Consider the following 17,364-nt stretch of genomic DNA (forward strand, 5'->3'; position numbering starts at 1 on the left):
CGTGTTCAGGTCACCGCCGCGAAGCCGTACTCCATGCTCTCGCGCAGGACGGGCGCGTCCGGCACGGCGGCGGTGTCCACGTCGAGTCCGATGAAGCAGGTGCCGACGTGGGAGACCAGCGCGACGTTGAACGCGGTGCCCAGCGTCGGCGCGAACGCGTAGACGGCATCGACCCGGGCGCCCGCCAGGTACAGCGGCACCGGGGAGCCCGGCACGTTCGAGGCGACCAGGTCGACGTGTTCGAGCATCGCCGCGGGTACGGCGCTGGGCATCCGGTTCAGGACCGCGGCGACGGCCGGGGACCACGCGATCGCGGGTTCGCGGCGTTGGTGGTCGATCAGCCGGTGCACCGCGCGCGCCATGGCGTCCACGTCGTCGGGCTCGGTCCGCACGGTGAAGCGCGACAGAGTGATCCGGTTGCCGCCCGGCGGATCCTCGGGTGCGCGCACGCTGATCGGCATGGTCAGGCGCAGGGCGGCGATCGCGGCGCCGTGGCGGCGGTGGTACTCGTGCGCGCCGAGGAGTACGGCGGTGACGAACACATCGTTGACGGTGCATCCGGCGCGTCGCGCGGCGGCCGTGAGATCCGCCAAGGGCACTCGGAGCGCTTCGAGTCGTCGGCCGGTGCCGCGGCGGGTCATCACCGGGGACAGCGTGGTGGTCACGGGTCTGGTCATCCGCGCCAGTGACCGCCCGAGCGTCGTGGCGTCGCGTGCCAGACCGAGCGGGTCGGTGACGGCGCGACCCACGGTGGCCAGGGCGGCGCTCGGACCCCGGCGCAGCAGGCCGCCGACGGCGGCGCGATGCCAGGCCGCGACGGCGGCGATCGTGCCGCGCGTCTCGGCGCCCGGTTCGGCGAGCGCGGGCCGGTCGCCCCCTGCCCTGGTGAGGTCCAGGACTTGTTCGGCGATGCGGACGGCGCCGATGCCGTCGGTGAGGCTGTGATGGATCTTCAGGACCACGGCGGCGCGTCCCTCGGACATTCCGGTCAGCAGGGTGCAGGTCCACAGCGGACGGACGGGATCGAAGGCCGTCATGATCTCGCGTCCGGCGAATTCCAGCACCGAGGGCAGTTCGGCGGGTGGCGGCAGTCCGACGCGGCGCACATGCCAGGACAGGTCGAAGTCGGCGGCGGGCAGCCAGCGCGGCGGGGCCAGCCCCAGCGGGATCTCGGCCACCACGTGCCGCAGCCTGGGCACCAGGCGACAGGTCCGCTCGAAGGCGTCCAACAGATCCGGCCACCGGGGTTCGGTGTCGAGAACCAGAACCGAGGCGATGGTCGAGCGCAGGATCGGGTCCTTCTCCATCCGCCGGGCGAACAGATCCGCTTGGCTCAGGTGGACTTCGGCGACGTCCGTGCTCGTCATGGATCGAGCCTGCGCGCCGCGAGGGGGCCCGGGCCAGAGGACTCTTGCTCACGCTGCGAGGACCAAGGAGAGTGCTCGGCCGGGACCGGTCAACGCAGCGGCACTTCCCAGCTCTGACCGGAGGCCAGGGTCTTCTCCGCTTCCTCGATGTGGACGCGGATGGGAGCCGCCGCGCTGGGATGCAGACGTATCAGGACCCGCGTGTGGTCGATCTCCACGGTCAGTGGTTGGCCTCGATAGCCGAGCGTGAACTCCACGGCGGGCAGATCGGCGGGAAGCACCGGGTGCAGTCGCAGCGTGTCGTGGCGGGTTTCGACGCCGCCGTAGCAGCGCAGCACCATGTCGGCGGTGCCCGCCATGGCGCCCAGATGCACGCCCTCGCGCGTCGTTCCGCCCTGGGTGTCGCTGAGATCGGCCTCCAACGCCTGGGCGAACAGATCCCACGACACGGCACGGTCGGTGCGCGCCGAGACCCAGGCGTGGGCCAGGCGGCTCAGCGTGGAACCGTGACTGGTGCGGGCAAGGTAGTAGTCGACCGTGCGTGGGATCGATTCGGGCGGTAGCGAATAGCCGAGGCGTTCGAGGATCTGGCGCAGTTCCTCGGCGGAGAACAGGTAGAACAGCATCAACACATCGGCCTGCTTGGACAGTTTGTAGCGGTTGGTGCTGTCACCTTCGGCGTTCAGGATCAGGTCGAGTCGCCCGATGTTGCCGTACCGGTTCCGGTAGGCGTCCCAGTCGAACTCGAGGAGATCCTCGTAACCGTCGAACTGGCTCAGGACGCCGTCGGCGTGGAAGGGGACGCGCAGTCGCCTGCTGATCCGATCCCAGTGATCGGGCTCCTCCGGGCGCAGCGCGAGGCGTTCGCGCAGCGCGTCGACGTCGCGTCCGGTGAGGATGTCGAGAACCTCGCGCGCTCGGACCAGCACCCACGCGGTCAGGATGTTGGTGTAGGCGTTGTTGCGCACTCCCGATCCGGGAGTGTCGGGGTAGCCGTCGTGGTATTCGTCGGGCCCCATCACCCCGGCCAGGTCGTAGCGGTCCTCGACCGGGTCGTGGGTGACCGAGGCGGCGAACAACCTCGCCACCTCGATGAGTATCTCCGCACCGGAGTCCATGAGGAAGCCCAGGTCGGCGGTGGTCTGGTAGTACTGCCACACGCTGTAGGCGACGGCCAGTCCGACGTGGCGTTGCAGATGGGAGTTGTCGGGCATCCACCGTCCGGTGCGGTGGTTGAACAAGGCGGTGGGTGTCTCCTCCCGGCCGTCGCTGCCGCTGCGCCACGGGAACAGCGCCCCGTCGAGCCCGAGTCGCCGAGCGGCGGTGCGGGCGTGCGGCAGTCGCCGGTGTCGGTAGTTCAGGAACGCTCGGGTCAGACCCGGACTGCGCAGGGTCAGCATCGGGTAGACGAACAGTTCGTCCCAGAAGATGTGGCCGCGATAGGACTCGCCGTGCAGTCCGCGCGCCGGTAGGCCGATGTCGGTGTCCGGCCCCGCCGCGGCCGTGCTCTGGAGGACGTGGAAGACGTGCAGGTTCAGTGCCAATCGGTGCCGCCGTCCGTCGCCGAGCCCGATACCGAAACGTCGCCACAAGCGCGTCCACGCCCGGACGTGCGCGTGGTGCAGCTCGGCGAATCCGGGGGCGGCGGCCAGGCGGGCGGCGGCCTCGCGCGCCGCCGTCGACAGCGCGCGGTCGCGGCTGGTGGCGACGGCCGCGACCTTCTCGAGGACGACGCGCCGCCCGGACCGCACCGTGACCGCGAATTCGAGGCCGGGGCGGTCGGTGCGGCTGAGCCTGCGCGGTCGATGTCGCGGGTCCTCGTGTCGGGTCCGCGTCGCGACGGCGACGTCGATACGGGACTGATCGGTGGTCGAGACATGCAGCACGGTGGTGGCGTCGAGGAATTCGTGCGCCCCGGGCAGCAGGTGGCGGTGGGCGAGGTCGCGGTCGGCGGCGACGTTGCGGTTGGCGACGTCGGCCACGGTCGCCGAGACGACGGCGAGCGTGCCGTCCCAGTCCTCGGCTTCGAGGACGAGTTCCATGGCGGCGAGCGGGAACTCGGCCATCGAGTGGAACCGGCGGGTGGTGACCCGGGTCGTGCGTCCACGGCTGTCGCGGTAGCGATCGGTGCGGGTCAGGGTCCCGGTGCGCAGATCGAGATCCTGGTGATGCTCGATCATCTCGGGCGCGCCCGGGCACAGCTCGACGCCGTCGTCGGCGCGGATCCGCAGGAAGGTCCAGTCCGGGGTGTTGACCAAGTGTTCGGTCTCGACCGGCAGACCGTCGACCTCGGTCACGCACCGGTTGTAGATCCCCGCGATGTAGCTGCCGGGATAGTGCACCGCGTCCGCCGTCGATCCCGGAACCGACGCGCGAGTGGCCCAGTAGCCGTTGCCGGTCGCGCACAGCGCCTCGCGGGTGCCCTCGCGGTCCGGGTCCCAGTCGTCGTAGCGCAGGTTCCAGCCGCCGGGTTCGGCGGTGGCGCCCGCGCACCATCGGTCCTCGCGTCGCGTTGCCGTGTGGGGGTCCGCGTCGCCGACGGCGAATTCGGCCGTCGGTGCGGACAGGTCGGGCGCGGCGCGAGGAGAGACTCCGCTACCGGGTGACGAGTGCGACATCGGTGATCCTCAGCGCGCGCCCGGCGCGAGACGAGAGTCGCTGTGCACGAGGCGCACGAGGCGCGGTCGCCGCGTCCGGCGAACCTCGCCTGCGAGACGGTCGACATCCTCCGGGGCGAACATCCGCGTTCCCGGCAGCGCCACGGTCGCGGCCGCGGCGGCGACCCCGTAGGCGCACGCGTCGACGAGGTCGTTCCTCTGGGTGAGTCGGTAGGTCAGGGCGGCGACGAGGCTGTCACCGGCGCACGTGTCACTGCGCGGACCCGCGGACAGGGCCGGCGCGCACAGTTCGTGATGCGCCTCGGCGCACGAGTACACCGCGCCGAGGGCCCCGACCGTGGTGACGGCGTGCTCGGTCGCGCCGCTGCCGAGCAGTTGATCGTTGGCGGCGCGCGCGTCGGCGAACGATTCGATCGGTGTGCCGATCAACTCGGCGGCGGTCTCGCGATCCAGCCGGATCAAGAAGACCGAGCCGACCAGCGCCTCGCGGAGTTGGGGCGCGGCGATGTCGAGGACGACGCGCACCCCGGTCGCGGCTACCGCCGCGACGAGGTCGGCGCAGAAGTCGTCGCGCAGATGCGGGGTGGCGCCGCCGGTGACGACGAGGTAGCGGGCCCGCGCCGCGGCCGTGGCCACCGCGTCGAGCAACCGGCGCTCGTCGGCATCGGTGAGCACCGGACCCGGCGGTACGACGTGGTAGCTGTGGCCGGTCCACTCCTCGCCCACGACGAACGCGGTCCTGGTCTCGCCGGCGATGTCCACGCCCAGATGGTCGATGCCTTCCTCGTCGAGCAGTCGGTCCAGTTGGCGTCCGGCCTCGCCGCCGCGGGTGTGCACGGCGAGCACCGAGCCGCCGAGGGCGCGCAGGCCGCGCGCGACATTGATGCCGCCGCCGCCGGCCTGCACACTCGGCGGTCGTGCCCGATTCTTGCCGCCGCTGACCAGTCGGGCGGTGGTCGTACTGATATCGATGGTGGGGTTGACGGTCGCCGTGACCACGGCCGCCTCCCGCGAGTCGTTCACCGTTGCGCTCCTCGGTTCGGGCAGATGGGTCACAATCCGGACGGATAGGTCTCGGGGACGACGCCGGTCGTCCACTCGACGCTCGGGTCGAGAGGTTCCAGTGCCGTGGTCCGGTCGATGTGGACGACGGCGTCGAACTGTTCGGCGAGGCGGGTGTGCAAGTAGTGGCTCTGGCGTTCGGTACCCGGCCGATAGATCACCCCGATGGCGCGTTGCAGTCTCGGGTGACGCAGCAGGTCGCTCACGTCCCCGGGCTGGTCCAGTCGCAGCACGAATTCGCCCATGCCGGTGTCGTGGAACAGCTCCTCCGCACTCGAGGGCAGGGCTTCGCGCACGGTGCGGCGCAGTGCGGGGCCGCCCCAGTCCTCGGCCGCGGTGACGGTGCCGCCACAGGTGCTGAAGCCGATCGTTCGGCAGGCCGCGCCGTGGCGTTGGCGGACGATCTGACCCAACGTCAGCTGTCCTTGCGCGCCCATTTCCGTGGCCCTGGCATCGCCGACGTGGGAGTTGTGCGCCCACACCACGAGGCGCACCGGTTCGGGAAGCGGTCCGACGGTCGGATCGGTGTCGCGATAGCGCAGATGCTCGCGCAGTGCCTCGACGGTGTCGGCCATGTGTTGATCGCGCAGGTTCCAGGAGTCGACGCGGTCGCCGAACATGGCACGGTAGTAGCCCTCCGCGTCGCACACCGCGTGGGCGTTGCGCAGCGCGTCGAAGCGTCGATCGGCCGCGGCGGGGTCGAGATCGGTGTGGGTGGTCGTGAGGTGTTGCAACTCCACGAGCTGGCGGACCGCTTGGTCCTCACAGGATCTGCCCGCGCCGAAGGCGGCGGCGAACCCGTAGGCCTGACCGTCGTCCCCGCCGGTGTGGTCGAAACAGCTGTAGCGTTGTCTGGCCCGTCGGGCGGCTTCGGGATCGACGGTGTCGAGATAGTCGATCACCGCGGCCGTCGAACGGTGCAGGCTGTAGAGATCGAGTCCGTAGAACCCGGTGCGCGCCGAATCCCGCTCGGCCTGCCGCAGATTGTGCTCGCGCAACCAGGTCACGAAATCGCGCACCTCGGTGTTGCGCCACATCCAGGCGGGAAATCGTTCGAACCCACGCAGCGCCTGTTCCGCGTCGGTGTCCTCGCCTCGACCCTGCGCGTAGCGATTGACCCGGTAGGCGTCGGGCCAGTCGCCTTCGACGGCTACCGCGGTGAATCCCTTCTCCTCGATCAGGAATCGGGTGATCGCGGCGCGCGCCGCGTAGAACTCGCGGGTGCCGTGGGAACTCTCGCCGAGGAGCACGATCTGGGCACTGCCCACGAGATCGGACAGGACTTCGTCGGCGGGGACCCCGCCGGGGGCGGGCAGAGCCGCCGCGCGCACGGTCTCGACGGCGTCGACGGGGGGAACGGCGACGCCGGTGGTCGAGGCCGACATCAGCGCACGCACTTCGTCATCGGTGACCTGGGTGAAGTCCCAGAACGATTCACCGACCGCGCGGAACGGGGACGGCACCGTCGCGCAGACCATCTCGTCGACCGCGGCGGCGATCTCGCGGCACGACGATTCGGGCGCGGCGGGCACCGCGACGACGATGCGAGCGGGTTCGCGCGCGCGGATCGCCTGGATGGCCGCGACCATGCTCGCGCCGGTCGCGAGTCCGTCGTCGACGAGGATCACCGTCCGACCGGTCACCTCGATCGGCCCGCGCCCCGAACGGTAGGCCGCCTCCCGTCGACGCAGTTCCTCGGCCTCGGTGGCGGCGATGGCGCGGATCTGGTCGCCGCGCAGACGCAGCGCGCGGACCAGGTCGTCGTTGAGCACGATCCGCCCGCCCTCCGCGAGCGCGCCGACGGCGAACTCCGGATTGCCGGGCGCGCCCAGTTTGCGCACGACCAGCGCGTCCAGCGGCGCGTCCAGCGCGGCCGCGACCTCCCAGGCCACCGGGATTCCGCCCCTGGGCAGGCCGAGCACGAGCAGATCCGGCGTGCCGCGGTAGTGCTCGAGCAACTCGGCGAGTACGCGGCCCGCTTCGTGCCGGTCCCGGAAGACGCGGTGGGGCGCGTCATCTCTCACATCGGTCATCGCGGCCTCCATTCGCCGTGGGGTGGTCCGGTCCGGCCTACACGCCGCGGACCGGCAGGTCTGCGGCGCAGACGGCGCCGACGAATTCGCCGACCGTGTTCTCCGACAGGTGCCGGGAGAGGTCGGCCTCGGTGATGATTCCGGCCAGGACGCCGTCCTCGGTGACCGGGAGACGCCGGATCCGACACTGCTCCATCAGGACGATCGCGTCATCGATGTCGGTGTCGGCCTCGACGGTGTGCAATCCGCCCTGTCCTTGGGCCATCTCGCCCGCGGTGGTGGTCGCCGGGTTCGCGCCGTGGCCGACCACCCGGACGACGATGTCGCGGTCGGTGACGATCCCGACCGGATGGTTCTCGCCGTCGCAGATGGGCAGGGCGCCGATGTCGTATCGCCGCATCTGTTGCGCCGCCGCGGCCATGGTGTCGCGCACACCGATGTGTTGGACGTCGGTTCGCATGATGTCGCGCACTGTGGTCATCGCTGGAGTCCTTCCGGAGTTGGTGGGGTGATGTCGATCATTCGACGGTCGGACGGGAACCGACAGGGCAGAAGGTCACGGCGACGGTCGACCATCCGGCAGGGTCCGCGCGCCGCCGCCGTGGGTCCGCGCCCGCACCGGGCGGTGACCGTCGCGGTCGGTCTGGGTGAACGTGTCGACGAACCACTCTTCGGCGTAGTCGGCGACCTGGGTGAGAGCGCCGGGTTCGGTGCAGTGCTCCGAGGCCTCCGGCAGAACACGGACCGTGGTCCGGCACGTCATCTCGCGTGCGGCGCGGCGGTTGGCCTCGAGGATGCCGCGGTCCAGGCCGCCGACGATGAACAGTGTCGGGGCGCGGACCTCGGTGATCGCCGGACCGGCGAGATCGGGTCGACCCGCCTGGCAGACCACGGCGTCCACCGCGACGGCGCCGGCCCCGGCCGCGAGCAGTGCCGCGGCGGCACCGGTGTTCGAGCCGAAGCAGCCGATCGGCAGATGGTCGAGTTCGGGCAGGCCCCGGCACCACCGCAGAGTCTCGACGAGCCTCTGCGTCAGCGTGGCTATCGCGAGTACGTGCTCGCGGCGCAGGTGTTCGTCGGGGGCGAGCAGGTCCGCCGACACGGTGGCGATCCGGGCATGTCGGAGGCGTCCGGCGACGTAGCGGGTGCGCGGGCTGAATCGGGCGTGAGCGCTCGCGAGGGCGAACACCACGGCGCCGATCGGCTCCGCGGGGACGGTGAGTTGTCCGAAGACCGCGACATCCGCGGTCGGCACGCGGATCGGTTCGTCGCGCAGCGGCGGCGGTTCGTCCACGTCGAACGGGGGCGCGGGGTAGGGGAGACGGCGTGCCGCGCGGCGTAGGCAGTCGGTGACCTCGACGTCGGTGACCTGATCGAAGTGGCGATACCAGTGGCCCAGCGCGCCGAGGTGGGCGGGGGTGAGCAGGCTGACCACCTCGTCGACGTCCGGGAGCGGGAAGGCGTACCGGGCGGCCACCGGCACCGCGACGACGACACGGCGGGCGCCGCGCTCGCGGGCGGCCCGACAGGCCGCGCGCATGCTCACGCCGGTGACGATGCCGTCGTCCACGATCAGTGCCGTCCGATCCAGCAGCGCCAAGCGCGGCCGCACACCGCGCAGGTCGGCGACCCGGCGCAGCAGGTCCGCTCGGGTGGTCTGCTCGACGTGGCGCATCTCGTGGTCGGTCAGTCGCGCGCGGTCGACGATCCGGTTGTCCACGACGGCGTCGCCGTCCTCGCTCAGCGCGCCGTAGCCGACTTCGGGTTGGTGGGGAACACGCAGTTCGCCGACGATGATCGCGTCCAGCGGCGCGGCCAGCGCGACCGCCACCGCGTGCGCGACGGGAATGCCGCCGCGCGGGATGCCCAGAACGACCAGATCCTCCCCGCGCAGGTGTTCGAGCCGGGCCGCCAGTCGCCGTCCCGCGTCGCGGCGGTCCTCGAAACGCGCAACGCCCCACGTAGTCATCTCAAGTCGCCTCCGTGAGGAACTCGACGCACGATCGGATGCTGCGCAGGCGGGGATAGTCGCTCTCCTCGATCCGGCGACTCGCCGCCGAGAGACGCTCGACGAAGGTCAGGAAATCGATCGAATCGAGTTCGAGCGTGGTGCGCAGGGGAACGTCGAGGTCGAGTGTCTCGATCTCCGCGTCGGTGGCGAATCCGCGCAGTGCCGCGCGGACGGTGTTCTCGGCGTCGGCACGCGAAGGGGCTCGGCTGGTCATGGTTCACAACTCCTCGGGATGTCTCAGCGACTCGGCGACGGTGTTGAGCAGGCGCGCGCCGAGCGCGCCGTCGCTGGCGCGGTGATCGGCCGACAGCGTCGCGCACACCTGCGGACGGACGCCCAGCATGCCGCCGACCGCGCAGGGCCGGTCGGACACCGCCCCGAAGCCCACGATGGCGACCTGCGGCACCGGAACGACGCCGAAGACCGCGTCGACTCCCAGGTCACCGAGGTTAGTGACCGTGATCGTCGCCGGGACGGTGTCGGCGGCACGCAGGTGCGCCGCGCGGGCACGGGTGACGATCTCGCGCAGCGCGCGGGTCATCGCGGGCGGACTCAGAGTGTCGGCGTCGGGGATGGTGGGCAGGACGATGCCGCCGTGCACGGAGACCACCACGCCGAGGTGAACGGCGGCGGCGGGCCGGAACTCGTCTTCGACCCAATGCCCGTTGAGTTCGGGGATCCGCTCGGCCGCGCGCGCCGTGGCGCACAGCAGCAGGGCCGAGACGAGCATCCGGTCGCTCACCTCGACCCGCCGGTTGCGTTCGCGCAGCCACTCCACGGCGACCGCGAGATCGATGGTGCTGGACAGGTAGTAGTGCGGAACGGTCCGCTTCGAGCGCGTCATCGCCGCGGCGACGAGCGCGCGCACCGCGTCGGGGTCTGCTCGGTGACTCGGCGCGGTGTCGGCCGGGGCGCCCTGGGGCACGGGGGTGTCCTCGGGGCGCGGCGGTTCGGTGACAGGGGTTCTCGCGCGCGCGTCCGACAGGTCGACGGCACGCACCGCCGCGTTCGGGCCGGAGCCCACGATATCGGTGAGCGCCAGGTCCGCGTCGGCGGCCAGTCGCCGGGCATAGCCCGAGGCGCGAACGAAATGTTCGGTGGGAACGCGTATTTTACCGGTGGACTCCGTGGGCAGGCCCTTCGCTTCGCGGGAGGTCGTCCGCCGGGCCGCCTCCCGCTCGACGTCGGCGCGCAGGACACGTCCCGCCGGCCCCGACCCGTGCACGCGGGCGAGATCGAGGCCGGCCTCGTCGGCGAGTCGCCGGACCAGTGGCGTCGCGCGCACCGTTGAGTTCGGCGCCGTGGGCGCCTGCGCGGTGGCATCGGTGGGTGCCTGCGCGGTGTCGGTGGGTGCCTGGGTGGCGGTGTCGATTCGCGTCGACGCGTCGGTATCGATCGTCGCCAGAACGGCGCCGACGGGGACCGTCTCGCCTTCCGGAACCAGCAGCGCGCCGACGACGCCGTCATCGAAGCATTCGACTTCGATCGCCGCCTTGGTGGTGTCGACCTCGGCGACGATGTCGCCTCGGTGCACGGTCTGACCGGGGTGCACGAACCAGCGCAGCAAGGTCCCCTCTGCCATGTCGGCGCCCAGGGAAGGCATGCGGAACTCGGCCATCTCAGCTCACCACCCGACGGATCGCCTCGACCACGGCATCCGGTCCCGGCAACGCGGCGTCCTCGAGTTGCTTGGCGTACGGGATCGGCGTCTCCGCGGCGCACACGCGCGCGATCGGGGCATCGAGGTCGAAGTAGGCGTATTCGGCGGCGCGAGCGGCGATCTCGGCGGCGATGCCGACACTGCGCCATCCCTCGTCCACGATCACCAGGCGGTGGGTGCGCGCGACCGACTCCAGCACCGTGTCCTGGTCCAGCGGCCGCAGGCTGCGCAGGTCGATGACTTCGGCCGCCACCCCTTGCTCGGCGAGTCGGTCGGCGGCTTGCTCGGCCACGCGCAGTGAGCCGCCGTAGGCGACCACGGTGACATCGGCGCCCGCTCGACGGATGACGGCCGAGTCGATGTCGACCGCCCCGGCGTCCGCGGGCAGTTCGGCGTCGATGTTGTACAGGGCGATCGGCTCGAACACGATCACCGGGTCCGGATTCTGCACCGCGGTCCACAACATGCCGCGCGCGTCGGCGACCGTCGCCGCCGAGACCACCCGCAGACCTGGGATGTGGGCGTAGAAGTTCTCCAGGCTGTGGGAATGCTGGGCCGCCAACTGCCGGCCCGCGCCGGTGGGCATCCGGATCACCAGCGGGACCTCGATCTGGCCCGCGGACATGTGTCGCAGTGTCGCGGCGTTGTTGAGGATCTGGTCCAGGGCCAGGAGGCTGAAATTCACAGTCATCACCTCGACGATCGGCCGCATTCCGCCCATGGCCGCGCCGATTCCCGCGCCGACGAAGGCCGATTCGCTCAAGGGAGTGTCGCGGACGCGTTCCGGACCGAATTCCTCGAGCAGACCGCGGCTGACGCCGAAACAACCGCCGTAGGCGCCGACGTCCTCGCCCATCAGGAAGGCGCGGTCGTCGCGGTGCAGCGCCTCGCGCAACGCCTCCCTGACCGCCTCCCGATAGCTGGTCATGACGTCTCCGCGTACACGTGGCGGGTGAGGTCGCCGGGGGGTTCCAGCGGGCCGGACTCGGCAGCGGCGACGGCTTCGTCGAGTTCGGTCTCGATCGCCGCTTCCCAGTCGCGCAGATCGCTCTCGGCGCACGCCCCGCCTGCCAGCAGCTCGGTCGCCAGCGCCGGGATGGGATCGCGTTCGCGCCACCGGTCGATCTCGGACTTGTCGCGATAGCGGTCGGCGTCGTAGAGCGAGTGGGCGCGGAACCGGTAGGTCCGCAGTTCCAGGAAGTACGGTCCGCCGCCGTCGCGGATGGAACGCAGCGCGCGACGGGTGGCCAGTGCTACGGCTTGCGGGTCCATGCCGTCCACGGGACGGGAAACCACCCCGTAGCTCGCCGCGCGCAGGGCCAGGTCGGTGGCGGCGTGCTCGCGAGCCAGTGCGGTGCCCATGGCATAGCGATTGTTCTCGCAGGCGAACAGGATCGGCAGCTGCCAGAGCGCGGCCAGATTCAGGCATTCGTGGAACTCTCCCTCGGCCACGGCCCCGTCGCCGAACAGGCAGACGGTGACCGCCGCTGACTCCCGCAGCGAGTCCGCCAGGGCCAAGCCGACGGCGGGCGGCAGTCCGCCGCCCACGATGGCGTTGCCGCCGTAGAAGCGCCGTTCGGCGTCGAACAGATGCATCGATCCGCCGCGGCCGCCGCTGCACCCGGTGGTGCGTCCGAACATCTCCGCCATCAACGCGGCCGCGGGAATCCCGCGCGCCAAGGCGTGTCCGTGCTCCCGGTAGGTCGACACCACCGAGTCCTGGGGGCCCAGGGCGTGGAACACGCCCGCGGCCACCGCCTCCTCACCGATGTAGAGGTGCAGGAACCCGCGGATCTTCTCGGCGCTGTAGAGCCGGACGCAGCGTTCCTCGAATCGTCGGATGCGCATCATGGTGCGCAGCAGAGCGATCCGTTCCTGGTCCGGCAGTCCCGTCACGACGCCGTCTCCAGACTCGACACGTCGCCTTCGGGAAGCCCGAGCTCGCGCGCCTTGAGCAAGCGCCGCATCACTTTGCCGCTGCGGGTGTGCGGGAGTCGCTCGGCGAAGGCGATGGCGCGCGGGGCCACCGAGCCCAGCGATCGGCGGCCGAAGGCCAGCAGATCGCTACGCAGTTCCTCGGTGGGTCGGTAGCCGGGCAGGAGGGTGACGAACGCTTTGACGACCTCGCCCGCCACCGGATCCGGGGTGCCGATGGCGCCGGCCTCGGCGATCGCCGGATGCGCCATGAGCACGCTCTCGACCTCGAACGGTCCGACCAGGTGGCCGGCCGATTCGATGACGTCGTCGGCGCGGCCGATGAACCAGTAGTAACCGTCGACGTCGCGGCGGGCGAGATCACCGGACAGATACCACGAACCGACGAAGGCCCGCTCGTAGCGCCGGTCGTCGTTCCAGTAGCCGCGAAACATCGAGGGCCAGCCGACGTGGATCGCCAACTCGCCGACTTCGTCGACGGTCGCGCGCTGCGGCTGCCCGTCGACCACTATCACGCGTCCCTCGCTGTCACGTCGCAGGATCGTGGCCTCGATACCGGGAAGGGGCCTGCCCATCGAGCCGGGGCGCACCGGCTCGGCGGCGAAGTTGGCGATCATGATCGCGCCGGTCTCGGTCTGCCACCAGTTGTCGTGGATCGGGTGGCCCAGGACGCGCTCACCCCATACGACGATCTCTGGATTGAGGGGCTCGCCCACCCCCGCGACGAATCGCAGCCGGGACAGGTCGGCGCCGGGTGGAAGGCCGTCGCCGCCGCGCATGAGCATCCGCAGCGCGGTCGGCGAGGTGTACCACACCGTGACGCGTTCGGCGGTGAGAATGTCGTACCAGCGCCGAGCGTCGAATTCGGCTTCGTCGCTGACTATGGTGGCGCCCAGACACAACGGCGCGATCACGCCGTAGGACATGCCGGTCACCCAGCCCGGGTCCGCGGTGCACCAGAAGACGTCCTCGGCGCGCAGGTCCAGTGCGTACCGGGCGGTCACGCGGTGTGCGAGTACCGCGCCGTGCACGTGGACAGCGCCCTTCGGCTTGCCCGTGGTGCCGCTGGTGAAGTGCAGCAGCGCGGGCTCCTCTGGGGCGGTGGGGACCACGGGGAAGTCATCGGAAGCCACGGCCATCGCCCGGTCCAGGTCGACCAGGTCGGGATCGTCGCCAGGGGGATCGGTCACCAGGACGGTGCGCAACGCGGGCAAGGCGTCACGATGTGGAGCCACCTTGCGGCGGTACAGCGCGGTGGTCGTCACCAACGTGGTCGCACCCGATATCTCGAGCCGCTGCCGCACCGGCTCGGGACCGAAGGCCGAGAACAGGGGGGTGACGACGCAGCCCGCCTTCCACCCCCCGAGTGCCGCGATGTACAGCTGCGGCGTACGTCCGAGCAGCAGGCATACCCGGTCGCCGCGCCGGACGCCCGACGCCCGCAGCACTCCGGCGAACCTGTTGCTCAGTCGCGCCAGCTCGGCGTAGGTGAACTGGGTCTCGCCACCGCCGGCGCCGAGCCAGCGCAGCGCCGGACGAGCTGCCCTCGGCGTGCCCAGATGACGGTCGACGGCCTCGTGGGCGATGTTCACCGCGCCGCCGGGAAGCCCGCCGAGCGAGGCGCGTGCCTCGGTCCAGTCGAATTCGCGACAGGACAGCGCGTAGTCGGTCATCGCCGCGCCCCTCCGCTCGTCCGCGGACTTCTCGATCGGTTCCCACGTCAGTGGTTCGGACGCCGGCGTGGACGTGCTGGTGTCGGTCATGGGAATCTCCGCCTCGGGTGGGGCGAGTGCTCTGGCCGTGCCAGACCGCGCCGCGAACAGCGCGGTCGGGCACGGCCCACGCGGTCGGGCTAGTCGCCCGACTTGACCTCGATCTTCTTGGCGGCGGGCTTGTCCGCGTTCATCGGCACCGTGACGGTGAGGATGCCGTGCGTGTACTCGGCCGCGACGCCGTCCTCCCGGGCGCCGGGCGGCAGCGCGATCGTGCGGACGAAGGAGCCGTAGCCGAATTCCGAGCGGCCTTTCTCCTCTTCGCGCACTGTGCGCTCGGCCCGGATGGTCAGATGCCCGTCGGCGACGGTGACATCGAGATCCTCGGCCGGATCGATGCCGGGGATCTCCGCGCGGACGGTGTACTGACTGTCGTCCATGGCGTCTTCGAGGCGGATCGTGTGGAAGGTGAACATCGGCGCGAGGGTGCCGACCGGGGTGAAGGCGTTCCACAGCTCGGTGAAGTCCGGCAGCAGCGAGCCGTGGGCGCGGTGAACAGGAAGCGGACTCATGAAGTCTCCTCGGATCGGAATCGATGTGTCCTGTTGATTGCACTACCGCCCCGGGCGGTGCAGTAGGGGCATCGGGTCGCCCGGTGCGAGGACCGAAGTCCTCGGAACAGGTGCCCGTCGCCGGCCTCGACGGTCGTCGCCGATCGACCCCGATCGACCCCGCTCGACACGCGGAAGTGCGCGACGGCGACGTCCAAGCTCTGTCAGCGCAGCAGGTCGCCCTCTGCCACGGGAGAGGCCGCCGCTTCCGCGGCTACAGGAGTCGAAACCGCGTCGCGGCGTTCGGCGCGCCGGGCCAAGCCCAGCAGCATCTTGTGTTCCATCACCCAGCTCCCCGGCTCCATGATCAGCCTGTAGAACAGGCGTTTCGGTGCGCCCGCGTCGGGGAGTGCGATGCGGTTGCGGCTGATCAATCGGGTTCGATCGCCCTCGGGATACAGGCCGAAGGACCAGATCCAGTGTCCGTCCGTCGAGGCGAAGACCAGTGCGCGTTCGGGTTCGAGCACCGCTACCCGCAAAGTCGGCCCGCTCTCACCGAGGCGGAATTCGTCGCCGGGTGCGAGGTCCTGGAACTGCGGGAGGATCTCCTCGGCGCTGTGCATGTCCAGTCCGAGCAAATTCTCGATCCAGTCGTAGGTGTAGGCGCCGCCCCGTCCGGGGCCGATCTGGACCAGCCACGGCCAGACGGCCGCCGGATCGGTCTCGACGGTGACCGCCCTGGTCGACACGATGTCCGCGACGGGCAGCAGGTCGTCACCGGGCATCGGCCGCTTCACTTCGGCAGCGGTGGCGCCCCAGGTGAGGCAGCGCTCGCGTACCAGCACCCGATAGCCCACCGCCAACCCGGCCAGATAGGTCGCGATGCCGATTCCGAGGGACGTGGTGGTTCTCATGTCGATACAGTCCCGCGGAATCGGGTGGCGTTGAAGAGTACTTCGACCGTGTTCGCGTCGACCATGGTCGACGGATCGGCCCCTCCTCCACCCGAATTCAGTCGCGCGCGATGACGACTTTGAGCGCGCCGGACTCGTGCGGATTCGCGAACACCTCGTAGGCGAGGTCGAACGCGTCCATCGTGAATTCGTGGGTGACGAGGGCGGCCGGGTCGAGCTTGCCGCGCTGGGTCAGGCTCAGCAGCGCCGGTGTGGTTCGGGTGTCCACGAGACCGGTCGTGATGGTCAGGTCGCGGATCCAGATCTTCTCCAGATGCAGTGTGGCCGGGGCTCCGTGCACGCCGATGTTGGCGACGTGTCCGCCGGGGCGGACGAGATCGACTGCCAGCTCGAAGGTTTCGGGCACGCCGACCGCCTCGATCGTCACGTCGGCGCCCAGTCCGTCGGTGAGCGCGTCGACGATCGCGCGCGGGTCCTCCTGGGCGCTGTTGATCACGGTGTCCGCGCCCACGCGGCGGGCGGCGGCCAACCGGTTGTCGGTCACGTCGACGACGACGATGCGGCGCGGACTGTAGAGGCGCGCGGTCATGACGGCCGCCGCGCCGATGGGACCGGCGCCGACGATGACCACGACATCGTCGGGACGGACTTCTCCGGCGAGCACGCCGATCTCGAAACCGGTCGGCAGGATGTCGGCCATCATCAGCGCCTGCTGGCCGGTGAGATCGGGCGGTACGCGATGGGTGGACATGTCCGCGAACGGGACCCGCACGAATTCCGCTTGCGTGCCGTCGATTCGGTGGCCGAGCTGCCAACCGCCGCCCCCGAGACACTGGCCGTAGCGAGCTTCACGGCAGAAGCGGCACGTGCCGCACGCGGTGATGCACGAGATCAGCACCCGGTCGCCGATCTCGAGCCCGGTGCACGCGCTCCCGTGTCGGACGACCGTGCCGACCGCTTCGTGCCCGAGCACCGTGCCCGCGGGAACCTCCGGGACGTCACCCGCGAGGATGTGCAGATCGGTGCCGCAGATGGTGACGGCGTCCACCCGCACGATCGCGTCGGTGGGGGCCCGTAGTTCCGGGTCCGGGTGCTCGGTCCACGACTTGGCTCCCGGTCCCTGGTAGGTCATCGCGTACATGGTGGCTCCTCAAGGGAGGGGTTTCGATGGTCAGTGGCCGGCGTCTGCCGCGAGGAAGTAGTCCTCGTCGCCCTCCGGGGACGGAGTGGGCGCTGTCGAGACGGTGAGGGACTCGTCGTCGCCGCTGACGTCGACGCCGACGTTGTCGCCGTCGGTGACCTCGCCCGCCAGCAGCGCTTTGGCGAGGGTGTCGCCGATGGACTGCTGGATCAGTCTGCGCAGTGGTCGGGCGCCGTAGACGGGGTCGTAGCCGCGCACCGCCAGCCAGAACCGCGCCGAATCGCTGACGTCGAGGGTCAACCGACGCTGTGCGAGTCGCTTCTGCAACTGGTCGAGTTGGATGTCGACGATCGATTCCAG

General features: G+C 70.6%; 15 protein-coding genes. All 15 read right to left on the reverse strand.

The features are described from left to right. Positions 1-5: 5 nt before the first annotated feature. Positions 6-1,367 carry a wax ester/triacylglycerol synthase domain-containing protein gene (locus ON30_RS30240; protein WP_040712980.1) on the reverse strand — a complete coding sequence of 454 codons (1,362 nt, stop codon included), beginning with the start codon at positions 1,365-1,367 and terminating at the stop codon, positions 6-8. A gap of 89 nt (positions 1,368-1,456) precedes the next feature. After that, complete coding sequence (locus tag ON30_RS30245; protein ID WP_051030173.1) at positions 1,457-3,985, reverse strand: glycoside hydrolase family 65 protein; 2,529 nt, start codon at positions 3,983-3,985, stop codon at positions 1,457-1,459. A gap of 9 nt (positions 3,986-3,994) precedes the next feature. Then, complete coding sequence (locus tag ON30_RS30250) at positions 3,995-5,008, reverse strand: 1-phosphofructokinase family hexose kinase (RefSeq protein ID WP_063719974.1); 1,014 nt, start codon at positions 5,006-5,008, stop codon at positions 3,995-3,997. 29 nt (positions 5,009-5,037) lie between these two features. Then, positions 5,038-7,080 (reverse strand): erythromycin esterase family protein, encoded by a 2,043-nt coding sequence (locus ON30_RS30255; protein ID WP_040713007.1) that lies wholly within the window; start codon positions 7,078-7,080, stop codon positions 5,038-5,040. Positions 7,081-7,117: 37 nt separating this feature from the next. After that, positions 7,118-7,561, reverse strand: coding sequence for a CBS domain-containing protein (locus ON30_RS30260; protein ID WP_040712982.1), 444 nt, complete (start codon positions 7,559-7,561; stop codon positions 7,118-7,120). Positions 7,562-7,636: 75 nt separating this feature from the next. Beyond that, positions 7,637-9,049: a phosphoribosyltransferase family protein gene (locus tag ON30_RS30265; RefSeq protein WP_063719975.1), complete on the reverse strand. Its 1,413-nt coding sequence runs from the start codon at positions 9,047-9,049 to the stop codon at positions 7,637-7,639. Position 9,050: 1 nt separating this feature from the next. After that, positions 9,051-9,305 (reverse strand): hypothetical protein, encoded by a 255-nt coding sequence (locus ON30_RS30270; protein WP_040712983.1) that lies wholly within the window; start codon positions 9,303-9,305, stop codon positions 9,051-9,053. A gap of 3 nt (positions 9,306-9,308) precedes the next feature. Then, positions 9,309-10,709 (reverse strand): dihydrolipoamide acetyltransferase family protein, encoded by a 1,401-nt coding sequence (locus tag ON30_RS30275; protein ID WP_040712985.1) that lies wholly within the window; start codon positions 10,707-10,709, stop codon positions 9,309-9,311. A 1-nt stretch (position 10,710) separates the two neighbouring features. Then, positions 10,711-11,679, reverse strand: coding sequence for an alpha-ketoacid dehydrogenase subunit beta (locus ON30_RS30280; protein WP_040712987.1), 969 nt, complete (start codon positions 11,677-11,679; stop codon positions 10,711-10,713). Then, the gene (gene pdhA, locus ON30_RS30285; RefSeq protein WP_218006325.1) at positions 11,676-12,638 is read right to left on the reverse strand and encodes a pyruvate dehydrogenase (acetyl-transferring) E1 component subunit alpha; all 963 of its coding nucleotides are present in this window, start codon (positions 12,636-12,638) and stop codon (positions 11,676-11,678) included. Before pdhA ends, ON30_RS30280 begins: the two co-directional genes overlap by 4 nt. Before the next feature lie 5 nt (positions 12,639-12,643). Then, positions 12,644-14,449 carry an acetate--CoA ligase gene (acsA, locus tag ON30_RS30290; RefSeq protein ID WP_174387610.1) on the reverse strand — a complete coding sequence of 602 codons (1,806 nt, stop codon included), beginning with the start codon at positions 14,447-14,449 and terminating at the stop codon, positions 12,644-12,646. Between the two features lie 89 nt (positions 14,450-14,538). Next, positions 14,539-14,970, reverse strand: coding sequence for an Hsp20/alpha crystallin family protein (locus ON30_RS30295; RefSeq protein ID WP_040712989.1), 432 nt, complete (start codon positions 14,968-14,970; stop codon positions 14,539-14,541). Between the two features lie 203 nt (positions 14,971-15,173). Next, complete coding sequence (locus tag ON30_RS30300; RefSeq protein WP_040712990.1) at positions 15,174-15,863, reverse strand: hypothetical protein; 690 nt, start codon at positions 15,861-15,863, stop codon at positions 15,174-15,176. A 97-nt stretch (positions 15,864-15,960) separates the two neighbouring features. Continuing rightward, positions 15,961-17,004 carry an alcohol dehydrogenase catalytic domain-containing protein gene (locus ON30_RS30305; protein ID WP_040712993.1) on the reverse strand — a complete coding sequence of 348 codons (1,044 nt, stop codon included), beginning with the start codon at positions 17,002-17,004 and terminating at the stop codon, positions 15,961-15,963. A gap of 30 nt (positions 17,005-17,034) precedes the next feature. Beyond that, a partial coding sequence (locus tag ON30_RS30310) for a ClpB D2-like domain containing protein (RefSeq protein ID WP_040712994.1) occupies positions 17,035-17,364 on the reverse strand: 330 nt, incomplete at its 5' end.

The sequence above is a fragment of the Nocardia takedensis NBRC 100417 genome (assembly GCF_000308695.1).
Taxonomy (GTDB): domain Bacteria; phylum Actinomycetota; class Actinomycetes; order Mycobacteriales; family Mycobacteriaceae; genus Nocardia; species Nocardia takedensis.